Raw genomic sequence first — 21,236 nt, forward strand, 5'->3', positions numbered from 1 at the left:
CTTATTTCAGAAAACCCGGTCCTGATCCCAGGATCTTGTCGTCGATTTCGCCAATCGCCTTTTTGTCCTTGCCGTCGTAGTCAAGCGTATTGAGGATGTGGCGAATGAGGTTCACCCTCGCACGGCGTTTGTCGTTGGCGCGCACCACCGTCCAAGGGGCGACATCGGTGTGGGTCTTTTCCAGCATCTCGTCGCGCTTTTGTGTGTAGTCGTCCCACTTCGTCAGCGCGGCGATATCCATGTCGGAAAGCTTCCAGCATTTCAGCGGGCTGTGGCGACGGTCATGGAAGCGCTCGATCTGCGTTTCGCGGCCGATATCAAGCCAGAACTTGAACAGATGAACACCCTCATGGACCAGCATCTTTTCGAGGCGTGGTGTTTCCTTGAGAAAGCGCTTGTGCTCTTCCGGGGTGCAGAAGCCCATGACAGGCTCCACCCCGGCGCGGTTATACCAGGAACGGTCGAAGAGGACGAATTCTCCAGCCGTCGGGAAATGCGAGATATAGCGCTGGAAATACCATTGGCCACGCTCGGTCTCGGTTGGTTTGGTCAGCGCCACGACACGGGCATAGCGGGGGTTGAGGTAAGCGTGGGCCGCAAAGATCGCGCCGCCCTTTCCGGCGGCATCGCGTCCTTCGAAGACTGCCATCACTCGTTTGCCGGTGGCCTGCAGCCAGAACTGCACCTTGACCAGCTCTACCTGCAGGGCCTCGAGGGTGGCGTCGTATTCCTCCCGCTTCATCTTTTTGTCGTAAGGAAAATCTCCGGCGGAAAGCTTTTTTTCCTCCACCCAGTCGGGAAGAACCGGATCGTCGATGTCGAAGCTGCGCAGCTTGCCGCCAATGGTGATCTCCACCGATCGCTTCTTCGTTTCTTCGCCCATGCTTTCCTCCTGATGTTGTTGTGTAAAGGCAACTCGCTGCCAATGAGTTCATATCCACCCGCATAATTCAAGTGAAAGAGGATTGGTTAGCCGGAGTGCTACCGCAGTGACGATTGCGGCGCAGATTTTGCGCATATACGCTGTGGAAAATACGCGATGATGAATCTCTGTCATGAAGCTGGCCTATGAGACTCCGATGCGCTGTCAAGTGAAAGTGGAAAGTGTGCTGAAATGGCAGTCATGAAAGGCGAGAGCGGATTGAAGCTTTTTGCGAAAAAGCTTGGCCGAAACTGGTTGCCTGTTCTCGTCGTCAGCATGCTTGCAGTCGCTGCCGTTTCTGAGTTGCAAACGCCCTACATGCCCGCCGTCCTGTGGCTCTGTGCCGTCATCGCTATTTTGACCGCCCGGCAAAAGCCGGAGGAGCCGGCTAAGGATGAAACCGCAGCTGCTGAGGCGGAAGAACCTGATGTGCCCGGCGAAAACGTCATTTCCGGGGTGAGGGCGGGTCTGGCCGTTCTGGATACGCCGGTCTTCATCCTCGATAAAAACGCAGGCGTGCTTTATCAGAACGGCGCGGCGGAACGCGCCTTTGGCCAGCTTCCGGCCGGCGCACATATTTCCGCCCGGCTGCGTTCGCCGGGCTTGCTGGATGTCATTCGCGAAACCATCACCACCGGCCAGCCCAACCAGGTCGAGCATTCCGAGCGTTTTCCCTCAGAGCGGGTCTTCATCGTCCGCATTGCCCGGGCGGATGCGGGAGAGGCGGCGGGTCCACCGTTCTACATCCTGTCGTTCCGCGATGTTTCGGAGCTTCGCCGCATCGACCGCATGCGCAGCGACTTCGTCGCCAATGCAAGCCATGAATTGCGCACCCCACTCGCCTCGCTGCGCGGTTTCATCGAAACCATGCAGGGGCCGGCCCGCAACGACCCCAAAGCGCAGGAACGTTTCCTCGCCATCATGCTGGATCAGGCCACACGCATGAGCAGGCTGGTGGATGACCTCATGTCACTCTCAAGGCTGGAATTGCGGGCGAATATTGCGCCGGACCAGAAGGTCGATCTCGTCCCAGTCATCGGCCATGTCCGGGATGCGTTGCTGCCACTCGCCAACGAGCTGGATGTGGTTATTACGCTGCATCTGCCCGACCGGCCGGCAGAAGTGCAGGGCGACCGCGACGAGCTGGTGCAAGTGTTTCAGAACCTCGTTGAAAATGCTTGTAAATATGGCCAGGAAGGCAAGGTCGTGGATGTCTGGCTGCGTGCCGAACCCGGTAAGCCGGTGGAGGTGAGCGTCATTGACAAGGGGCCGGGCATTCCTGCTGAACATGTGCCGCGTCTGACGGAACGGTTTTACCGCGTCAGTGTCGCTGACAGTCGCTCCAAAAAAGGGACCGGCCTCGGGCTTGCCATCGTCAAGCACATCCTCACCCGCCACCGCGCCCGCCTCATCATTAAATCGGAACTGGGCAATGGCACGGACTTTACCGTCAGATTCTGACATAGAGTACGTTACAGTCTTCAGCTTCGAAAAATTTTATAAATAAAATCAATAATTTAGGCTGTCACAAATCTTTCACCGAAGTGACATAAAAGGAAGTGGTTACGGTGGTTAAGAAGAGACCGCCGAGCGCATGCTAAGAGCGTCTGCCGCTATCGGCTGCGTCCACAAACAAGCCCACGACGGGAGAGACAAATGAACTTCGTTAAATTTTCCGCAGCAGCTCTGGTGGCTTCTGTCGCCTTCGCTGGCGCCGCCGCTGCTCGCGACCAGATCCAGGTTGCTGGTTCCTCCACGGTTCTGCCCTATGCCAAGATCGTTGCCGAAACTTTTGCTGAGACTTTCCCGAACTTCAAGGCTCCGGTTGTTGAGTCTGGCGGCACGGGCGGCGGTCTGAAGGCGTTCTGCTCCGGCGTCGGCGAAGGCACCATCGACATTGCAAACGCTTCGCGCCCGATCAAGAGCGACGAACTTGCCGCTTGTAAGGCCGCTGGCGTTGCCGACGTTCAGGAAGTGAAGATCGGCTACGACGGCATCGTCTTCGCAATGGACTCTTCCAACAAGGACATCAAGCTCGAGCCGAAGGATCTGTACCTCGCGCTCGCCGCTGAAATCGTCAAGGACGGCAAGCTCGTTGCCAACCCTTACAAGAAGTGGTCGGAAATCAACAAGGAACTGCCTGATGTAGCGATCGCCGCTTACATTCCGGGTTCCAAGCACGGCACGCGCGAAGTCTTCGAAGAGAAGATCATGGCTGACGGCTGCAAGGAAGCCAAGGCGACCGACGCCATCAAGGCGCTGATCACCGACGCCAAGCAGGCTGCTGCCAAGTGCGTTGCAGTTCGCAAGGACGGCGCTGCAGTCGACATCGACGGCGACTACACCGAGACGCTTGCCCGCATCGACGCCAACAAGACCGGCCTCGGCGTTTTCGGCCTGGCATTTTACGAGAACAACGCTGACCGCCTGAAGGTTGCGACCGTCAGCGGCGTTGTTCCGTCCACGGAAACCGTTGCCAGCGGCAAGTACCCGGTTTCGCGCCCGCTGTTCTTCTACGTGAAGAAGGCTCACCTGGGCGTTATCCCGGGCCTCAAGGAATATGTCGAGTTCTTCGTTTCTGACGAAATGATCGGCCCCGACTCCCCGCTCGCAAACTACGGCCTCGTTGCCGCTCCGGAAAAAGAACGCGAAGAAATTCGCTCCAAGTTCGCTGCCGGCGCTTCGATGTAATAAACAAGGAGGGGTGCGGCCTGCCGCACCCCTCTCTCCGCTCCGGTACCGTTGTGCTTAAGGCGGCTGTCTCCGGTTGACAGTTCCCATCCATCGCCGTCCACATAATTGTTGATGGATTACAGATGGATAGGATGTATCAACCTTGACGCTTGCCAGACTTTGTTACAGTCAGGCGGCAAGCATCTCTGGATGGTCCAGCGGTCTCGTTTTGATGACTTTTTGATTTGCCCGATATCGCACCGTGCTCTTGAGGCACGACGAGGGAACTCTAATGAACACATCGATCCTTTTGCTGATACTGGTGTTGATCGGCATCGGCAGTTATCTGCTCGGCAGCCGCCGCGCCGTTGCTTTGTCTGGTGGGCGTCCCTCCAGCATGCATTCCCGTGCCGGTTATCACGGTTCCTACGCTGTCGTCTGGGCGGTGCTGCCCGCAGCGCTCATTCTCTGTATCTGGCTTGTTATCAGCCCGCTGATCGTTACCTCTGCGGTACGTGGCGAATTTCCCGAAGATGTGCGCTCCCAATCCGAAGCGCAGCAGAGCCTCACCTACGGCATGGTAACGTCCATCGCCCGCGGTCTTCAGCGTCTGACGCCGGAAGAAACCGCAAAGGTTGATGCGGATACGGCTGCGGTAAGATCGCTTCTGGCATCGAAGGGCGTGGCAATTGCCGGCGAACCCCAGCGTTTCATGGTCGATGCCGCCCAGACGCTGAATGCGATGACCTCCACCAGCCGCCTGGGCATGATCGCCACCGTGCTGCTGGCCGCATTCGCCGGTGCCGCTTATGCACTGCGTTCAATCGCGCCGCGTTTTCGGGCGCGCAACAGGGTGGAGCGGGTCATTCTCGCCGCTCTGGTCGTCGCGTCGTCCATCGCCATCCTGACGACCATCGGCATCGTCCTTTCGATGCTTTCAGAAGCAATCCAGTTCTTCACCATGGTTCCGGCGCACCAGTTCTTCTTCGGAACGGTATGGGATCCGCGTTTTGCCGCTGCCGGTGCGACTGACTCTTCCGGCCAGTTCGGCCTGATCCCGCTGCTCGCCGGCACGCTCTATATCGGTTTCGTCGCCATGCTGGTCGCCGTTCCGGTCGGGCTGTTTTCGGCGATCTATATGTCGGAATATGCGACGCCGCGCCTTCGCTCGATTGTAAAGCCGCTGCTCGAGGTGCTCGCGGGCATCCCGACAATCGTCTACGGCTTCTTCGCGCTGACGACCGTTGGTCCTTTCCTGCGAGACATTTCCACACAGATCAGCGGTCTTGCGACAGGCAACTACGCCAACTTCATCCAGGCGCAGAGCGTCATCACCGCCGGCTTCGTCATGGGCATCATGCTGATCCCTTATGTTTCGTCGCTGTCTGACGACATCATCACCGCCGTGCCGCGTTCGCTGCGCGATGGCTCTCTCGGTCTCGGCGCCACGCGCTCTGAAACCATCAAGAAGGTCATCCTTCCCGCCGCTCTTCCCGGCATCGTCGGCGCCGTGCTGATGACGGCGTCGCGTGCGATCGGTGAGACCATGATCGTGGTTCTTGCGGCTGGCGTCGCTGCCCGCCTGCAGCTCAACCCCTTCGAACCCATGACAACAGTGACGGTCAAGATTGTCAGCCAGCTGACGGGTGACCTTGAGTTTACCTCGCCGCAAACGCTGGTGGCCTTCGCGCTGGGCATAACTCTTTTTGCAATCACGCTTTGCCTGAATATCTACGCGCTTTACATCGTGCGCAAATACCGGGAGCAATATGAATGACCGACATCGTTTCCCCGGCGGCCGGTGCTGCCGCCGTGAACAAGGCCGCGCGCCGTGATATCGGCATCAAGCGTCGCTATGCTGCTGAACGCCGCTTCCGCGCCTATGGATTGGCAGCAATCTCGTTCGGCCTCATCTTCCTCTTTCTGCTGCTCTGGTCGGTCGTATCCAAGGGTCACACCGCCTTCCAGCAGACGATGATCACCGTTCCGGTCGAGTTTTCCGAACTGATCATCGATCCAAAGAACGAGCGCGCAACCAATCCCGCAAAGCTGATGACGGCCAACTACCCCGTCCTCGCCCGTGATGCGGTGGCCAAGGTTCTCGGCGTCGCGCCGACGGATAAGGCCGGTCTTCGCGCCGTCAACGTCATGATCTCCGACAGCGTACGCACCCAGCTGCGTGATATCGTCGTCGCCGATCCGTCCGTCATCGGCACCACGCGCAGCGTCACGCTTCTGGCGTCGGGTGATGTCGACAGCGCCTTCAAGGGCCAGGTCGACATGTCGGGGGATGAAGCAAACCGCCGTATCTCGAACCAGCAGCTCGGCTGGATGAACCAGCTCGTGGAAAGCGGACAGCTTGGCAAGCATTTCAATACCGGCATCTTCGTCAACGGCGCTTCGAGCCGTCCGGAAGCCGCGGGTGTTGGCGTTGCGCTGATCGGCTCGTTCTACATGATGCTGATCGTGCTGGTGCTGTCGCTGCCGATCGGTGTTGCGGCCTCCATCTATCTGGAGGAATTTGCCCCCAAGAACCGTTTGACGGACCTTATCGAGGTCAACATCAACAATCTGGCGGCTGTTCCCTCCATTGTTTACGGTCTGCTCGGTCTCTCCGTCTTCATCAACTTCATGGGCTTTCCACGCTCGGCCTCGCTGGTCGGCGGCCTCGTCCTGACGCTGATGACCCTTCCGACGATCATCATCGCCACCCGCGCGGCATTGAAGGCCGTGCCGCCGTCGATCCGCGCCGCCGCACTTGGTCTTGGCGCTTCCAAGATGCAGACGATTTTCCATCACGTCCTGCCGCTGGCAATGCCTGGCATTCTGACCGGCACCATCATCGGTCTCGCCCACGCACTGGGCGAAACGGCGCCGCTGCTTCTGATCGGCATGGTGGCATTCGTCGCGAACTATCCGACAACGCCTATGGATCCGTCCACGGCCCTGCCGGTGCAGATTTACATGTGGGCGAACGAAGCTGAGCGTGCCTTTGTCGAACGGACATCTGGCGCTATCATCATCCTGCTTCTGTTCCTCATTCTCATGAATGTTGGCGCAATCCTGTTGCGTCGCCGCTTTGAGCGGCGCTGGTAGAGGGAGCTAGAGCAATGAACATGTTGTCGGAAGCAGCAGTTGAAAAGGCGCTGGACAAGAAAATGAATGAAGTCTCATACAAGATGATCGGCAAGGATGTTTCGGTTTATTACGGCGAAAAGCGCGCGCTTTACGACGTGAACCTCAATGTCCGCGAAAACACGGTGACTGCACTTATCGGCCCGTCCGGTTGCGGTAAATCCACTTTCCTGCGCACCTTGAACCGCATGAACGACACGATCGACGGTTGCCGGGTCACCGGCAAGATCACGCTCGATACCGACGATATCTACGATCAGCAGATCGACGTCGTGGAACTGCGTGCCCGCGTCGGCATGGTGTTCCAGAAGCCGAACCCGTTCCCGAAGACGATTTATGAGAACATCGCCTACGGCCCGCGTATCCACGGTCTCGCCCGCAACAAGGCGGATATGGACCAGATCGTCGAGCATAGCTTGCAGAAAGCGGGTCTTTGGAACGAGGTGAAGGATCGTTTGCTGGAATCCGGCACGGGCCTGTCCGGTGGCCAGCAGCAGCGTCTGTGCATCGCACGCGCGGTTGCCGTCAGCCCGGAAGTGATCCTGATGGACGAGCCGTGCTCGGCGCTGGATCCGATCGCGACTGCGAAGGTCGAGGAACTGATCCACGAACTGCGCACCAACTACACCATCGTCATCGTCACGCACTCCATGCAGCAGGCGGCGCGCGTTTCCCAGCGTACGGCCATGTTCCATCTTGGTCATCTTGTCGAAGAAAACGAAACCGACAAGATGTTCACCAATCCGGACGACCAGCGCACGCAGGACTACATCATGGGCCGCTTCGGCTGATCCCCGGCCGGTGCTTTATCGTAACCGTACAAGACTGGTGCCTCTGCCGTGCCCCGCTGTTGGGCACGCGCATGCAGGCCAAGCCGGAGGAATAGACCATGACACAGACAACGACCCATTCGCATATCCTGTCTGCCTATGACGACGAACTGAAGTTTCTGACGCGCCGCATCGCCGAAATGGGCGGTCTTGCCGAGCAGATGTGCGGTGACGCCGTGCGCGCACTCGTCAATTCCGATGCTGCGCTTGCGCAGAAAGTCATTTCGGACGATACCATTCTCGACCACGCTGAGCGCGAAATTGGCGACAAGGCGATCGTAACCATCGCCAAGCGTCAGCCGATGGCGGCAGACCTTCGCGAGATCATCGGCACCCTGCGTATCGCCGCCGATCTCGAACGCGTCGGCGATCTTGGCAAGAACACGGCCAAGCGCGTTATCGCTGTCGCCGGCACCGGTGTTCCGCGCAAGCTCGCCCGCGGCATCGAGCATCTGTCCGACCTGGCGCTGGTGCAGCTCAAGGAAGTCCTCGACGTCTATTCCACGCGTTCCGCCGAAAAGGCCAATGCGATCCGTGAACGCGACGAGGAAATCGATGCCATGTACACGTCGCTCTTCCGGGAGCTTCTGACCTACATGATGGAAGACCCGCGCAACATCACCACCTGCACGCATCTTCTGTTCTGCGCCAAGAACATCGAGCGTATCGGCGATCATGCGACGAATATCGCAGAGACGATCTATTACATGACCACCGGCAGCCAGCCGGAGGGCGAGCGTCCGAAGGACGACAGTTCCAACACGCTTGGTTCGGTGACCGAGTAACAGACAAGCAGAAGCTTGCGGAGTTCAGCATATGGTGCCCAAGATTGCAGTTGTGGAAGACGAGGAAGCGTTGAGCGTCCTGCTTCGTTACAATCTCGAGGCTGAGGGATACGACGTCGACACGATACCCCGTGGCGATGAGGCGGAAATCAGGCTGCAGGAGCGCATTCCGGATCTTCTTATCCTGGACTGGATGTTGCCCGGTGTCTCCGGTATCGAACTGTGCCGGCGCTTGAGAATGCGGCCGGAAACAGAACGCCTGCCCATCATCATGCTGACGGCGCGTGGCGAAGAGAGCGAACGGGTTCGCGGTCTCGCTACCGGCGCTGACGATTATGTCGTCAAGCCGTTCTCGACGCCGGAACTCATGGCCCGGGTCAAGGCCATGTTGCGCCGGGCCCGTCCGGAGGTTCTGTCGTCGGTGCTCAAATGCGGCGATATCGAACTGGACCGCGAGACCCATCGCGTTCACCGCAAAAGCCGCGAAGTGCGTCTCGGCCCGACGGAATTCCGCTTGCTGGAATTCCTGATGACGTCGCCGGGTCGGGTGTTTTCCCGCTCGCAATTGCTGGATGGCGTCTGGGGTCATGATATCTATGTCGACGAGCGCACTGTCGATGTGCATGTCGGACGTCTGCGCAAGGCCCTGAACTTCTCGCACATGCAGGATGTCATCCGCACGGTGCGTGGTGCGGGATATTCGATGGAAGCCTGAGCGAAGCGGAACCAGATAGTTTCGCTGGCGAAGTAGTGCAGCAAAAAATCAGGAAGCCCGAAATCTGAAACGATTTCGGGCTTTTTCTATATGAGTATCCGATAAACTCGATGCCATTGTCCGTTTTGACCGGAGAAGATCGGCTGCGTGTTGAAATCCGGATTGAGGGGTCACGCCCAATAGTAAAGGGAAAGGGTGCGGCCTGCCATCAAGCCGCCCAGAAAGCCGCTTTATTTTGTCATAAAAAAACGGGCCCGAAGGCCCGTAATTTTTGAGTGCTGAATGCGTGCCGCAACACTCAAGCCTTGCGGCGCTCGCTCACCGGCTGGTAGGCGAGTTTCGCATGGAACTTGCAATAGGGCGAAGATTCCAGCGCTTCACAACCGCAGAAATGGAAGTCGTCCTTCAGCGGATCGCCAACCGGCCATTTGCAGGTGCGCTCGGTCAGTTCCGTCAGCGTCAGGCGACGGGAAATCGGCGTGACAACGTTCTTGGAAGGAACGTAATCGAGCACCTGCGCGGTCTCGATATCGATCTCCTCGTGCAGCGCCGTTGCCGCGTTCGAACGTGTGAGGATGCGTGCCGGTGCCGCGTTGACGCGACCTGCGAAAGACGTCGCGCGCGGGGCAGGGGCAGCGGTGCGCTTCGGCGCGGAGCGTGCCGAAGTCACTGGACCGCCAGCCTTGACGCGTCCCGGCAGATTGAGACGATGGACCTTGCCGATCACGGCATTACGGCTGACGCCGCCCAGCTGCGCTGCAATCTGGCTGGCGCTAAGGCCCTCGGACCACAATTTCTTGAGCTTTTCGACTCGTTCGTCTGTCCAGTTCATGCCGCTTCTCCGCTTGTCGCGTGTATTTTCGGCAGAATCCCTCTCCGTCTCGCGCGCATGCCGCAAGCGTGGTTTCCGCCTGATTTTCGGTGACTAGTTCCGCCGCAATGCAGTCTAGTAATTAGCGATTAACCTAGTGCCAGCCCGACTCCGTGGCAAGAGTCGCGGGAATCATCTGGAATCGATTTTCCGGTTTTCCCCAACTTGCTGGCGTATTGAGTCTGAAAGGCAACACCTTGGGGCTGGCCCGCCGCCGCATACTAGTGCTTGAGAAGCCCGGGAAACGCTGACTTTTGTTGACATCGGCAAACGAAGTGACAATAGTGCCCCTGCCGCCGCAAGGCGGCATTTTGATTTTCAGGCGAGGGATAACCCCGCAAGCCTATTGACAACAGTTTGACAGCGCATCTGCGCAAGGAGTGATACAGCCATGGCCGAAGCCGGCGCGCCATTGTTTGATACGTTTTCAAGAGCCCCCCTGCGCTTCGAGCGCGGTGAGGGTGTATGGCTGTTCACGGAAAGCGGCGAGCGATATCTGGATTTTGCGGCCGGTGTTGCTGTCAACTCGCTGGGCCACGCCCATCCTCACCTCGTTGATGCGATCAAGACGCAGGCCGAGAAGGTCTGGCACGTCTCGAACCTTTATGAAGTGCCGGGACAGGAAAAACTCGCCAGGCGCCTGACGGAAGCGACTTTCGCGGACAAGGTATTCTTCACAAATTCAGGCGCGGAAGCCCTGGAATGCGCCATCAAGACCGCCCGCCGTTATCACTATACCAAGGGCCATCCGGAGAAGTTCCGCATCGTGTCCTTCGAAGGCGCTTTCCATGGCCGTACACTGGCGACGATCGCCGCGGGTGGCCAGCAGAAATACCTCGAAGGTTTCGGTCCCAAGGTCGAAGGTTTCGATCAGGTTCCGTTCGGTGATGTCGATGCCCTCAAGGCCGTCATCACGGCTGAGACTGCAGCACTTCTGATCGAGCCCATCCAGGGCGAGGGCGGCATTCGCTCGCCCAGCAAGGAATTCCTGCAAATTCTGCGCGGATTGTGCGACGAGCACGGCCTGCTGCTGATTTTCGATGAGGTCCAGACGGGTGTCGGCCGCACAGGCAAGCTGTTTGCTTATGAACATACCGGTGTTGCGCCCGATATCATGGCGGTCGCCAAGGGTATCGGTGGCGGTTTCCCGCTAGGCGCATGCCTTGCCACGGCAGATGCCGCTTCCGGCATGACGGCGGGCGTACATGGCACCACCTATGGCGGCAACCCGCTGGCCATGGCAGTCGGCAATGCCGTGCTTGACGTCGTTCTCTCCGAAGGTTTTCTCGAGAAGGTCCGTGACGTCGCGCTGGTCTTCCGGCAGGGTCTGGCCTCGCTCAAGGACCGTTATCCTGACGTGATCGAGGAAATTCGCGGCGAAGGTCTGCTTCTGGGCATCAAGGCGAAGATTCCTTCGGGCGAATTGCTGCAGGCCATGCGCGCAGAGCATCTGCTTGGCGTTCCTGCGGGCGACAATGTCATCCGTCTTCTGCCGCCGCTCGTCACCACGGCGGAAGAGGCCCGTGAGGGTCTTGCACGTATCGACGCGGCTGCCGCCTCCCTGACGGTTGCGAAACAGGCAAAAAGCGCCTGAAAAAATCAAGAGCGGGCCTCTCTTCAGGGGCTCGCAAGCATGGGACAGATTAGAATGGGTTCACCAAAACATTTTCTGGACCTCTCGGCCGTCGGGTCGGAGGATCTGCGGACAATTCTTGATGATGCGCGCACGCGCAAGATTGCCACCAAAACCGGCACGGCGGAAAAGCCGCTTGCTGGCAAGATGCTGGCAATGATTTTCGAAAAACCGTCCACACGCACCCGCGTCTCCTTCGATGTCGGCATGCGCCAGCTCGGCGGTGAGACCCTGTTCCTGTCGGGCACGGAAATGCAGCTGGGCCGCGCGGAAACGATTGGCGATACGGCCAAGGTTTTGTCGCGCTATGTCGATGCCATCATGATCCGCACCACGGATCACTCGCGTCTGCTCGAGCTTGCCGAACACGCCACCGTGCCTGTTATCAATGGCCTGACGGACGACACGCATCCCTGCCAGATCATGGCGGATATATTGACGTTCGAAGAACATCGCGGCCCGGTCAAGGGCAAGACCATTGCCTGGACGGGTGACGGCAATAACGTGCTGCATTCGTTCGTGGAAGGCTCCGCCCGTTTCGGTTACCGCATGGCGATGGCAGTCCCGATGGGTTCGGAACCGCACGACAAGTTCCTGAACTGGGCACGCAACAATGGTGGCGAAATCTCGCTGTACCACGATGCCGACAAGGCAGTGGCGGGCGCTGATTGCGTCGTCACCGATACCTGGGTGTCCATGAACCAGGAACACAAGGCGCGCGGCCACAATATCTTCCAGCCTTATCAGGTCAATGAAGCGCTGATGGCGAAGGCCAACAAGGAAGCGCTGTTCATGCACTGCCTGCCGGCGCATCGCGGCGAGGAAGTAACGGATGCAGTGATCGACGGGCCGCAATCGGTGGTCTTCGACGAGGCGGAAAACCGGCTCCATGCGCAGAAGTCCATTATCGCATGGTGCATGGGCGTCATCTGACCGCTATCGGCCGGGTGCTTGAACTCGGCGATGCACATTCCCATCTGTGGGGCTTCGAAGACGCTCGTCGGCTTTTCGCTGGCGGGCCACCTCACGATTTGCACGATTTTCCCCGGAGGCGGTTTCGCTTCCCGGATCTCTGTGCGACAAGCTGAAAAAGTACATTTTAAAAGCCGGACTTTTGGACGGTAGCGGCGCAACGGCTGCGCCAAGGAGTTATGACATGGCAGATGTAACGGTTGAACTGGACAATCTCGATTTAGCTGGCGACGACAAGGTTGTGCCCTTTCAGGTCGAAGGTCTGGACGTGCGCGGTCGCGCCGTACAGGTCGGGCCGCTGTTGAATGCCATCCTCGAACGTCACGAATATCCCGAGATTGTCGCCCGCCTGCTCGCGGAAGCAACGGTTCTGACGGCGCTGATCGGCACATCCCTGAAATTTTCCGGCAAGCTGACTGTGCAGACCAAGGGCGACGGCCCGGTTGACCTTCTGGTGGCGGATTTCACCGCGCCCGAGAGCATGCGCGCTTATGCCCGTTTCGATGAGGAGCGGCTGGCGGAAGCTGTTGCTGCGGGGCAAACCTCGCCCGAACAACTGCTCGGAACCGGCATTCTGGCCTTCACCATCGATCAGGGCGTCGGCATGCAGCCTTATCAGGGCATCGTGCCGCTGGACGGTTCTTCGCTGGAAGAAATCGCCGGGGTTTATTTCCGTCAGTCGGAACAGCTTCCCACCCGCGTGCGCCTCGGCGTTGCCCAGTTCTTCGACCGTGACGGCGAAGGCAAGCCGCGCCATAGCTGGCGTGCAGGCGGCGTGATTGCCCAGTTCCTGCCGCAGGCGCCCGAGCGTTTGCGCATGCGCGATCTCCATGGCGGTGACGGCGACGAGGGCGATTATGAAGTGGCGGAGGACGATGCCTGGACAGAGGCAGTGTCGCTGCTGAATACGGTGGATACCGACGAGCTGACCGATCCGCAGGTGCCAGTGGAGCGTCTGCTTTACAGGCTTTTCCACGAGAGCGGCGTGCGCATCTACGATCCGCAGGTCATTTTCGACCGTTGCAGCTGTTCACGGGACAAGATCAAGGGTGTGCTGTCCGGTTTCACCGCCGAAGAGATCAAGGCGAGTGAGGAAGACGGTGCGATTGCCGTGACGTGCGAGTTCTGCTCCACGACCTATCGCTACGATGTCAGCGAGTTTGAAAACGTCTGACGAGGAGAGCCGCGCTTGTGAATGGCGCGGCTTTTTTGTCAGTTCAGCACCCGCAACAGGCCGGGTGAATCCAGTGAAAAGGCGGGGATGGTGACGTTGAACACCTCGCCTTTGTCCGTTTCCATTTCATAATGGCCAAACATAAGGCCTGACGGCGTATCCAGCGGGCAGCCGGATGAATATTCGTAACTGTCGCCGGGGTTCAGATGCGGTTTTTCGCCGACGACACCCGGCCCGTAGACCTCATCCACCTGTCCGTTCTGGTCGGTGATGTGCCAATAGCGGTTGACGAGTGTTATCGGAACATCGGAATTGTTCGAGATCACGACTTTATAGCCCCAGACATAACGATCGTCATCCGGGTCGGACTGCTCCTCGAGATAATACGGATCGACCGTTACCTCGATATCCCTTGTCAGAGCACGATACATACGCGCCACACCTCGATATTTTCCCTGCTGCCATCATCCTACACTACAGGTTCTGGCTATCGTCAAGAAAATGAATGACTTGACGACCACGCGCATCTTCTGTTGCGCCGTTTTTTCACCGTTAGGGATAACGGTAAAGGTAAATATTGGTTGCCAGACGCGGGCTTTCACCCACGCGGGATGTGTGCCATGGCCCGACGGGAAGTCGGGCCATGGCGATATGTCGATTGAATCCTTAAACTGAAACGGCCGCAAGACCCTTCGCCAGATCTTCCAGCAGATCGTCCGTATCTTCGATACCGCAGGAAAGACGCAAGGTCCCGCCGGAAATACCCAGTTCGGCACGCGCCTCGTCGGTCAGGTTCTTGTGCGTCGTGGTGCCAGGGTGGGTAATGAGGCTCTTGGCATCGCCGAGATTGTTGGAAATCTTCACGATATCAAGCGCATTCTGCAGTGCGAATGCCGCTTCCTTGCCGCCCTTCAGTTCGAAAGCCACGAGCGTCGAGCCGCCCGACATCTGCCGCGCGATGATGTCTGCCTGCGGATGGTCGGCGCGACCGGGATAGATCACTTTGGCAACCTTGCCGCTGTCGGCGAGGAAATCGGCGATCTTCGAGGCATTGGCCGTCTGCTGCTTGACACGCAGCGGCAGGGTTTCGATGCCCTTCAGCAGTGTCCAGGCATTGAACGGCGACATGGCTGGGCCGGTGTGGCGGAAATAGTCCTGCAGCTCTTCCTCAATCCACTTCTTGTCGGAAAGGATCACGCCGCCAAGGCAACGGCCCTGACCGTCAATGTGCTTCGTCGCCGAATAAACGACGATATGGGCGCCGAGTTCGAGTGGCTTCTGGAAAAGCGGTGTGGCGAAAACATTGTCGACAACCACTTTCGCGCCGATCTGGTTGGCGAGCTTCGCCACGCCGGCAATATCCACCACTTCGAGCGTCGGGTTGGTCGGGCTTTCGAGGAAAAACAGCTTGGTGTTCGGCTGGATCGCCTTTTCCCAATTGTTGAGATCGCGTCCGTCGATCAGCGTGCACTCGATGCCATATTTGGGTGCAAGCGTTTCTACCACCCAACGGCAGGAGCCAAAAAGCGCGCGGGCAGCAACGATGTGATCGCCGGCACGCAGCTGGCACATGATGGCGGCTGTCACGGCGGCCATGCCGGAGGCAAGCGCACGGGCGTCTTCCGCACCTTCCAGCAGGCACATGCGCTTTTCGAACATGTCATTGGTCGGGCTTGCATAGCGGGCATAGATGAAGCCATCCGTTTCGCCCTTGAAGCGCGCTTCGGCGGCTTCGGAGTTTTCGTAAACGAAACCCTGGGTCAGATAGATCGCTTCCGACGTTTCACCATAGGGTGAGCGTAGCGTACCACCGTGAACGAGCTGGGTTGCCGGGCGCCATTTATTGCTCATGTGATCACCTCAAAACAAAAAAACCGGTCGCAAAAGCAGACCGGTTCCTAGCACCCGGTCTTTTTAGCCACTTGTTTAACGTGGCTGCAAGCCGACCGGCCAAATCACCACGGGATAAGCTTGCCATACTGCCGTTACCGGCTTGCGTCAATGCTTTCCTTTTGGTTTTGTCGCCGTAAAAAGGAATGATGATCATGACCAGAACCACGGGCATTTTGGCGGATGGCGCGATCAGGGCGCTGTTTGCGGGCGGCAAGCTGAGAAGCGAGGCTGATCTCGATGTCGATCAGGTGCAACCCGCGAGCCTCGATCTGCGACTGGGCTCCAAAGCCTATCGCGTGCGCGCCAGTTTCATGCCCGGCCCCGGAACCCGAGTCATCGACAAGCTCAACCGCTTCAGCCTGCACGAGGTCGATCTGAGCGAGGGGGCGGTGCTGGAAACCGGTTGCGTCTACATCGTGCCCTTGATGGAGAGCCTGGAGCTGCCGGCGGATATGTCGGCTTCGGCCAATCCGAAAAGCTCGACTGGGCGTCTTGATATCTTCACTCGCGTCATGACCGACAATGCGCAGGAATTCGACAAGATACCTGCGGGCTATGGCGGCCCGCTCTATCTGGAAATCAGCCCGCGCACCTTCCCGGTCGTCGTGCGCCGTGGCTCGCGCCTCTCGCAAATCCGTTTCCGCATCGGCCACTCGTTGCTCAACGAAGCCGAGCTTCTGAAATTGCACGAGACGGAGATGCTGGTCGCCAGCGAAACCCCTAATGTGACCGGCGGCGGCATCGCGCTTTCCATCGACCTTAAGGGTTTTGGCGAAAAAGGGCTGATCGGCTATCGCGGCAAGCATCACACAGCGGTAGTAGATGTCGACAAGAAGGCTCAGCACGATGTTCTCGATTTCTGGGAACCTCTATACGCCCGCGGCCGTGCCGAACTGATCCTCGATCCGGATGAGTTCTATATTCTCGTTTCGCGTGAAGCCGTGCATGTACCGCCACTTTATGCGGCCGAAATGACACCCTTCGATCCCTTGGTGGGCGAGTTCCGCGTGCATTATGCGGGCTTCTTCGATCCAGGCTTCGGCCATGCGCAGGCGGGCGGCACGGGCAGCCGCGCCGTTCTCGAGGTGCGCAGCCACGAGGTGCCCTTCATCCTCGAACACGGCCAGATCGTCGGCCGGCTGGTTTACGAGCACATGTTGCAAAAACCGGATGGCCTCTACGGCAGCGGCCTTGGCTCCAACTATCAGGCACAGGGCCTGAAGCTCTCCAAGCATTTCCGCACGGAGTAATGATCCCGTCGGGTGCTTGACACCCGATAAGAACTGTCCGATGTCTTGTGCGCGGCGCGGGTGTAGCTCAATGGTAGAGCAGCAGCTTCCCAAGCTGAATACGAGGGTTCGATTCCCTTCACCCGCTCCATATTTTAAAAGCAATCCAAACAACTTCCTGGCCAGCCAAAAGCGCGCATGTCACCGCCATCGCTGCGGCAAACGTGCGACTATGCGATTTAGCTTGACTACAATTAAATTGCACGTAATAGTTGATGCGGTCGTAACATTATTGGGGGAGTGTTATGAGTCGCAAGCTTCTTTCGGAATTTCTTGGCACTTTCTGGCTCGTGTTCGGAGGTTGCGGCAGTGCGGTTTTTGCCGCTGCTTTCCCTGAACTCGGCATTGGCTTTCTTGGTGTCGCTTTCGCTTTCGGTCTGACGGTTTTGACCATGGCCTATACGGTCGGGGGTATTTCGGGCGGTCATTTTAATCCGGCCGTTTCCGTCGGTCTGTCCGTTGCTGGCAAATTTCCGGCATCGAACCTCGCTCCTTACATAGTGGCGCAGGTTCTGGGGGCGATTGTCGCGGCGGGGGCGCTTTATGTCATCCTTACCGGCAAAGCCGGTGCCGATATTGGCGGTTTTGCCGCAAATGGTTACGGGGAACATTCACCGGGTGGATATTCGCTCGTGTCGGCGCTGCTGATCGAAGTCATTTTGACGGCATTTTTCCTGATCGTCATTCTGGGATCGACGCATGGCAGGGTTCCCACTGGTTTTGCGCCGATCGCAATCGGCCTTGCTCTCACACTTATTCATCTGATCTCCATTCCGGTCACCAACACATCCGTCAATCCGGCCCGCTCGACGGGACAGGCGTTGTTTGTTGGTGGATGGGCGCTGCAACAGCTCTGGCTGTTCTGGCTCGCTCCGATCCTCGGCGGCGCAATCGGCGCCGTGGTCTGGAAACTTTTCGGCGAGAAAGACTAAGGCTCAAGGCCCGCTTTCTCCGGCCCGCACAGACATGAATGGGAAGCATTGTTTCTCCGAATGGTCGGGGAAACCTGTGAGGAGGATGACATGGATCTTACTTCGATATTGGCCCAAATTGTCGGCGGTGCGGTTGGTGGTTCGGCCGGCGGAAAAATACTCAAGGATTCTGATCTCGGTGCGCTCGGCAACCTGATTGCCGGCGCTATTGGCGGCATCGGCGGAGGAACCGTGCTCGGATCGCTGCTCGGGACGGCGGGAACTGCTGCCGCCGGCGGCATGGATATAGGTGCTCTTGCCGGCCAGCTTGTTGGCGGCGGCGTCGGCGGCCTGATTGTCCAGATCATTGTAGGCCTCATCAAGAACAAGCTTGTTGCCAAATAGAGCTGCTCGGCCGATCTTTTGCGAAGCGATAAAGCTTGCCGATGGAGAAGCCTCGATCGGCAAGGCGTTTTGGTTTGTGCAATATCCGCAGTGGCGGCGCTGACGGAACCGGAATTCGTTTATAAAATCCGGTCGTCAGGCCTTGTTCCTGATGAACGGCATATGCGGCGTCTTGTTCCAGACGAACGGCTTGGTTTTCAATTCCACCACGGCGCGCCATGCGGCGAATGACAGCATCAGCCAATAAAGCGGGATCGCCAACCAGCGCCGTCCGACCTGTTGTTTCTCATGAGCTATCATCCTGTTTCTGCCCATCAGTACGAATATGGCGTAGCTTCCGAAAATATTCAGCGTATCGATAAAAAACAGAATGCCCTGCCAGGAAAGCAGCATATCCGCGCCGTTTTCCCGGATTGCCATGGCCATGAAGGCGAAGGAAACAAACAGCAAGGGATGGGCCAGCGACGACAGAAGCATGCCGCCGATCAGCAGCTGAAAGACGATATAGGCGATCCATCCCATGCGGCGCGCGGTCGTGAAGGGCGAGCGGGTCATGACCAGCCAGCTTTGCAGCCAGCCCTTGTACCAACGCGCGCGCTGGTTCAGCCAGACGGAAAGGGAGGTCGGAGCATCCTCCAGTGTCTGCCGCCGGATGACACCGCAGCGATAACCCAGCCTGTGCAGCCGGAGGCCCATATCGGCATCTTCCGTCACATTATACGGGTCCCATCCTCCCACCCGGCGTAACACGGCGGTGCGAAAATGGTTGGAGGTGCCGCCAAGCGGCAGCGGCAGCTTGCACGCTGCAAGAACGGGCAACATGCAGCGGAAAAGGCCGGAATATTCCAGTGCGAAACAGGCGCTGAGCCAGGAGGAGCTGGCATTGCTGATAATAAGCGGCGCCTGCACACAGGCCACCTCGTCCGGCTGGTCGCGGAAGGCGGCATAGGCCTCGCGCAATTGCAGCGGATGCGGCCGGTCCTCGGCGTCGTAAACGGCAACGAAAGTGCCACGCGCGCCGGAAAGCGCATAGGTCAGGGCCTTGGGCTTCGTGCGTGGCATGGATGGCGGCACCCTGACGATCTCGATATGCGGACCGGGATTTATCCGCTGGATGGCCTCGATCGTCGCTACGTCGTCTGCCTCGCAGACGAGCTTGATATCGAGCCGGGATTTGGGCCAGTCCAGCCGCTCCAGCGCATGAATGAGCTGCTCAACGACCGCCTCTTCGCGATAAAGCGCCACAAGAATAGTGTAGACCGGCAGCTCCCCGTCCTGCTGGAGTGGTATGACGGTTTTCGCATCGTTTCCTTTTGGCGTATGGACGAGTGCAAACAACCTGAAAAGCAAGGTGGAGAGATAAAGTATCGTGAGGGTGACGTGAATATAGGTCATGGCCGCCTGCGTATAAAACAGAAGCGACAGAACGAGCAGGGTAACGAAAATGCCGCTGACAAAACCCTGCTCGCCATGCAGCGTGATCCTTGCGGAATGCTGCGGCGCCGCGTTGAAAAGCTGATGTCGCGTGTCTCGGCAGCGGCGTGCTTCGCCGGCCTTCCAGATTGCGCTGCGCATGGCCTGTGGCGTGGTCACGGCAAGTTCTTCGAGAAGATACGGACGCTGATCGAGGATGCCTTTCAGCAATTCCATTCTTGCCAGTTCCGGCACGATCAGCAGCACTGGCTTACCATTCAGCGGTGTCAACCGCAGGAGCCGTGGTTCGGCTAGTTGCGCGTCCAGGTGATTGATGTCTGCCACACGACCCGGATCGATTTCCGGTCGAAACGGCAATCGCAACAATCTGGCAAAAGCACCGTAATACGCATCCGCATCGACCAGGCCGCTCGCCAGCAATTCGTCTTCCACGGTTGAGCCGTTTTTGAGGGCCTGCTCTTCGAATGCAGCGATGTAAGGCTTGCCGAACCCCAGCGAAGAGAGAAAGCGTGTTGGTCCGTGCTCGTCCGGTTCGGGCGCTGTCCAAAGCGGATTGTCGCCGATGAGCGAAAACGCAATTTTTCGCCCCGCTGACGTCGTGCGGAACGATTCTCGTGTATAGTGCCTAAAATAATCCATGCATCGCCGCCGCCGCCATGGTAACGCCCTGCTTCTTGCTACGGACAGTATAGATGAGAATGATGAATGTAACGCGAAATATAGTTATTGGTTTTACTTTAGCTGTCGCTTTACAATTCGGTGGTAATTTGGGAGAACTTCACGCGGAAGGTCTCTCGGACAGAAACCGCATGCCGGTGCTGTTTGATGCGCAGGAGCGGTTTCCGGGTGGCGATCTGTCCTCCGTGCCCCGGATCAGGTTTTTGATGTCGGTCGATTTCCCACCCTTCAATTTTACCGATCAGGAAGGCCGGCTTGCCGGTTTTCATGTCGATCTGGTGCGCGAAATCTGTGCCCAGCTGAAGGTTGAGAGCAAATGCCAGGTGCAGGCACTGCCGTTTGACGAGCTGGAGGCAGCGCTGGAAATGGGAGAGGGCGAAGCGGTGATTTCCGGCATTGCCACCACCGCCGATCTGCGAAAGAGTTTCACCTTCTCGCGACCCTATCTGCTGTTGCCCGCGCGTCTTGCCGTCAACAAGGCGGCGAAATTCACTGGCTCCGGCGCAGATGCCCTGTCGGGAAAGAAGGTGGGTGTGGTCACGGGCTCGCGGCACGAACAGATGCTCAAGGCATTTTTTCCCAAAGCCTCGGCCGAAGGCTTTAATGGTTACGAACCCATGTATGAGGCGTTGAAGACGGGCAAGGTGGACGCGGTTTTTGCGGATGGTCTGCGCCTGCCTTTCTGGGTTTCGGGAAGCGCGTCCGGTGCTTGCTGTGCGCTTTTCGGCGGACCTTATTTATCCGACAGATTTCTTGGTGAAGGCCTTTCCATCATGGCAGTTGATCCGGACGATGTGCTTGTACCGGCCTTTGATCAGGCGCTTGCCGCACTTTCGCGCAATGGCCGGCTGGAAGAAATCTACCGGCGTTATTTCCCCTACGGGCTTTATTAGAGAAATCCGGTTTCACTCCGATC

The 21,236-nt window shown here is 58.3% G+C and carries 19 protein-coding genes, 1 tRNA gene and 1 riboswitch; of the genes, 15 read left to right on the forward strand and 5 right to left on the reverse strand.

From position 1 onward, the window contains the following. Position 1: 1 nt before the first annotated feature. Complete coding sequence (gene ppk2 / locus G6L97_RS00465; protein WP_003514903.1) at positions 2-883, reverse strand: polyphosphate kinase 2; 882 nt, start codon at positions 881-883, stop codon at positions 2-4. Between the two features lie 240 nt (positions 884-1,123). Here ppk2 and phoR point away from each other — a divergent pair, with 240 nt between their 5' ends. The 7 genes from phoR to phoB all read left to right on the forward strand — a co-directional run bounded on the left by phoR (position 1,124) and on the right by phoB (position 9,060). Then, complete coding sequence (phoR, locus tag G6L97_RS00470; protein ID WP_046205579.1) at positions 1,124-2,383, forward strand: phosphate regulon sensor histidine kinase PhoR; 1,260 nt, start codon at positions 1,124-1,126, stop codon at positions 2,381-2,383. Between the two features lie 195 nt (positions 2,384-2,578). Further along, the gene (locus G6L97_RS00475) at positions 2,579-3,613 is read left to right on the forward strand and encodes a substrate-binding domain-containing protein (protein WP_003514907.1); all 1,035 of its coding nucleotides are present in this window, start codon (positions 2,579-2,581) and stop codon (positions 3,611-3,613) included. A gap of 274 nt (positions 3,614-3,887) precedes the next feature. Next, the gene (gene pstC / locus G6L97_RS00480; RefSeq protein WP_003514909.1) at positions 3,888-5,372 is read left to right on the forward strand and encodes a phosphate ABC transporter permease subunit PstC; all 1,485 of its coding nucleotides are present in this window, start codon (positions 3,888-3,890) and stop codon (positions 5,370-5,372) included. Beyond that, the gene (gene pstA / locus G6L97_RS00485) at positions 5,369-6,691 is read left to right on the forward strand and encodes a phosphate ABC transporter permease PstA (protein WP_111782834.1); all 1,323 of its coding nucleotides are present in this window, start codon (positions 5,369-5,371) and stop codon (positions 6,689-6,691) included. Before pstC ends, pstA begins: the two co-directional genes overlap by 4 nt. A gap of 14 nt (positions 6,692-6,705) precedes the next feature. Further along, the gene (pstB, locus tag G6L97_RS00490) at positions 6,706-7,521 is read left to right on the forward strand and encodes a phosphate ABC transporter ATP-binding protein PstB (RefSeq protein WP_003514913.1); all 816 of its coding nucleotides are present in this window, start codon (positions 6,706-6,708) and stop codon (positions 7,519-7,521) included. A gap of 98 nt (positions 7,522-7,619) precedes the next feature. Continuing rightward, a complete protein-coding gene (gene phoU / locus G6L97_RS00495; RefSeq protein WP_003514921.1) occupies positions 7,620-8,345 on the forward strand; it encodes a phosphate signaling complex protein PhoU in 726 nt (241 codons plus the stop codon). 31 nt (positions 8,346-8,376) lie between these two features. Next, positions 8,377-9,060, forward strand: coding sequence for a phosphate regulon transcriptional regulator PhoB (gene phoB, locus G6L97_RS00500; protein WP_003493692.1), 684 nt, complete (start codon positions 8,377-8,379; stop codon positions 9,058-9,060). 298 nt (positions 9,061-9,358) lie between these two features. On the opposite strand, the gene G6L97_RS00505 is transcribed toward phoB, so the two are convergent. Next, positions 9,359-9,892 (reverse strand): GcrA family cell cycle regulator, encoded by a 534-nt coding sequence (locus G6L97_RS00505; protein WP_065661403.1) that lies wholly within the window; start codon positions 9,890-9,892, stop codon positions 9,359-9,361. 430 nt (positions 9,893-10,322) lie between these two features. Here G6L97_RS00505 and G6L97_RS00510 point away from each other — a divergent pair, with 430 nt between their 5' ends. The 3 genes from G6L97_RS00510 to G6L97_RS00520 all read left to right on the forward strand — a co-directional run bounded on the left by G6L97_RS00510 (position 10,323) and on the right by G6L97_RS00520 (position 13,710). Beyond that, entirely contained in the window at positions 10,323-11,525 is a 1,203-nt protein-coding gene (locus tag G6L97_RS00510) for an aspartate aminotransferase family protein (protein WP_013635420.1), read from the forward strand. 54 nt (positions 11,526-11,579) lie between these two features. Then, a complete protein-coding gene (gene argF, locus G6L97_RS00515) occupies positions 11,580-12,497 on the forward strand; it encodes an ornithine carbamoyltransferase (protein ID WP_003514928.1) in 918 nt (305 codons plus the stop codon). 223 nt (positions 12,498-12,720) lie between these two features. Beyond that, the gene (locus G6L97_RS00520; RefSeq protein WP_003514930.1) at positions 12,721-13,710 is read left to right on the forward strand and encodes an Hsp33 family molecular chaperone; all 990 of its coding nucleotides are present in this window, start codon (positions 12,721-12,723) and stop codon (positions 13,708-13,710) included. Between the two features lie 38 nt (positions 13,711-13,748). Here G6L97_RS00520 and apaG read toward each other — a convergent pair whose 3' ends face one another. Both apaG and G6L97_RS00530 read right to left on the reverse strand, forming a co-directional pair. Next, positions 13,749-14,141: a Co2+/Mg2+ efflux protein ApaG gene (apaG, locus tag G6L97_RS00525; RefSeq protein ID WP_003514932.1), complete on the reverse strand. Its 393-nt coding sequence runs from the start codon at positions 14,139-14,141 to the stop codon at positions 13,749-13,751. 235 nt (positions 14,142-14,376) lie between these two features. Beyond that, on the reverse strand, positions 14,377-15,561 hold the full coding sequence (locus tag G6L97_RS00530; RefSeq protein ID WP_003514934.1) for an O-succinylhomoserine sulfhydrylase: 1,185 nt from the start codon (positions 15,559-15,561) through the stop codon (positions 14,377-14,379). A gap of 42 nt (positions 15,562-15,603) precedes the next feature. Further along, a riboswitch (SAM riboswitch) is annotated at positions 15,604-15,682 on the reverse strand. Positions 15,683-15,755: 73 nt separating this feature from the next. On the opposite strand from G6L97_RS00530, the gene G6L97_RS00535 reads away from it, so the two are divergent. The 4 genes from G6L97_RS00535 (at position 15,756) to G6L97_RS00550 (ending at position 18,208) form a co-directional block, all read left to right on the forward strand. Next, complete coding sequence (locus G6L97_RS00535) at positions 15,756-16,853, forward strand: 2'-deoxycytidine 5'-triphosphate deaminase (RefSeq protein WP_111782939.1); 1,098 nt, start codon at positions 15,756-15,758, stop codon at positions 16,851-16,853. A 56-nt stretch (positions 16,854-16,909) separates the two neighbouring features. Next, positions 16,910-16,983: transfer RNA gene (locus G6L97_RS00540), tRNA-Gly, on the forward strand. Positions 16,984-17,137: 154 nt separating this feature from the next. Continuing rightward, a complete protein-coding gene (gene aqpZ / locus G6L97_RS00545; RefSeq protein WP_111782833.1) occupies positions 17,138-17,824 on the forward strand; it encodes an aquaporin Z in 687 nt (228 codons plus the stop codon). 90 nt (positions 17,825-17,914) lie between these two features. Beyond that, a complete protein-coding gene (locus G6L97_RS00550; protein ID WP_065703781.1) occupies positions 17,915-18,208 on the forward strand; it encodes a hypothetical protein in 294 nt (97 codons plus the stop codon). A gap of 135 nt (positions 18,209-18,343) precedes the next feature. Here the strand turns inward: G6L97_RS00550 and G6L97_RS00555 are convergent, their stop codons facing one another. After that, positions 18,344-20,281: a glycosyltransferase family 2 protein gene (locus tag G6L97_RS00555; protein WP_162686715.1), complete on the reverse strand. Its 1,938-nt coding sequence runs from the start codon at positions 20,279-20,281 to the stop codon at positions 18,344-18,346. Between the two features lie 170 nt (positions 20,282-20,451). Here G6L97_RS00555 and G6L97_RS00560 point away from each other — a divergent pair, with 170 nt between their 5' ends. Further along, positions 20,452-21,213, forward strand: a complete 762-nt coding sequence (locus G6L97_RS00560) for a transporter substrate-binding domain-containing protein (protein WP_019564339.1) — start codon at positions 20,452-20,454, stop codon at positions 21,211-21,213. Positions 21,214-21,236: the final 23 nt, after the last annotated feature.

Source organism: Agrobacterium tumefaciens (assembly GCF_013318015.2).
GTDB classification, from domain to species: Bacteria; Pseudomonadota; Alphaproteobacteria; order Rhizobiales; family Rhizobiaceae; genus Agrobacterium; species Agrobacterium tumefaciens.

Coding starts and splice junctions, on each gene's coding strand:
- G6L97_RS00510 (WP_013635420.1), top strand. CDS start 10,323: ATGGCCGAAGCCGGCGCGCCATTGTTTGATACGTTTTCAAGAGCCCCC.
- argF (WP_003514928.1), top strand. CDS start 11,580: ATGGGTTCACCAAAACATTTTCTGGACCTCTCGGCCGTCGGGTCGGAG.
- G6L97_RS00505 (WP_065661403.1), bottom strand. CDS start 9,892: ATGAACTGGACAGACGAACGAGTCGAAAAGCTCAAGAAATTGTGGTCC.
- G6L97_RS00520 (WP_003514930.1), top strand. CDS start 12,721: ATGGCAGATGTAACGGTTGAACTGGACAATCTCGATTTAGCTGGCGAC.
- G6L97_RS00535 (WP_111782939.1), top strand. CDS start 15,756: ATGACCAGAACCACGGGCATTTTGGCGGATGGCGCGATCAGGGCGCTG.
- apaG (WP_003514932.1), bottom strand. CDS start 14,141: ATGTATCGTGCTCTGACAAGGGATATCGAGGTAACGGTCGATCCGTAT.
- G6L97_RS00560 (WP_019564339.1), top strand. CDS start 20,452: ATGCCGGTGCTGTTTGATGCGCAGGAGCGGTTTCCGGGTGGCGATCTG.
- G6L97_RS00530 (WP_003514934.1), bottom strand. CDS start 15,561: ATGAGCAATAAATGGCGCCCGGCAACCCAGCTCGTTCACGGTGGTACG.
- ppk2 (WP_003514903.1), bottom strand. CDS start 883: ATGGGCGAAGAAACGAAGAAGCGATCGGTGGAGATCACCATTGGCGGC.
- G6L97_RS00555 (WP_162686715.1), bottom strand. CDS start 20,281: ATGGATTATTTTAGGCACTATACACGAGAATCGTTCCGCACGACGTCA.
- pstB (WP_003514913.1), top strand. CDS start 6,706: ATGAACATGTTGTCGGAAGCAGCAGTTGAAAAGGCGCTGGACAAGAAA.
- G6L97_RS00550 (WP_065703781.1), top strand. CDS start 17,915: ATGGATCTTACTTCGATATTGGCCCAAATTGTCGGCGGTGCGGTTGGT.
- phoR (WP_046205579.1), top strand. CDS start 1,124: ATGAAAGGCGAGAGCGGATTGAAGCTTTTTGCGAAAAAGCTTGGCCGA.
- pstC (WP_003514909.1), top strand. CDS start 3,888: ATGAACACATCGATCCTTTTGCTGATACTGGTGTTGATCGGCATCGGC.
- phoU (WP_003514921.1), top strand. CDS start 7,620: ATGACACAGACAACGACCCATTCGCATATCCTGTCTGCCTATGACGAC.
- G6L97_RS00475 (WP_003514907.1), top strand. CDS start 2,579: ATGAACTTCGTTAAATTTTCCGCAGCAGCTCTGGTGGCTTCTGTCGCC.
- pstA (WP_111782834.1), top strand. CDS start 5,369: ATGACCGACATCGTTTCCCCGGCGGCCGGTGCTGCCGCCGTGAACAAG.
- aqpZ (WP_111782833.1), top strand. CDS start 17,138: ATGAGTCGCAAGCTTCTTTCGGAATTTCTTGGCACTTTCTGGCTCGTG.
- phoB (WP_003493692.1), top strand. CDS start 8,377: ATGGTGCCCAAGATTGCAGTTGTGGAAGACGAGGAAGCGTTGAGCGTC.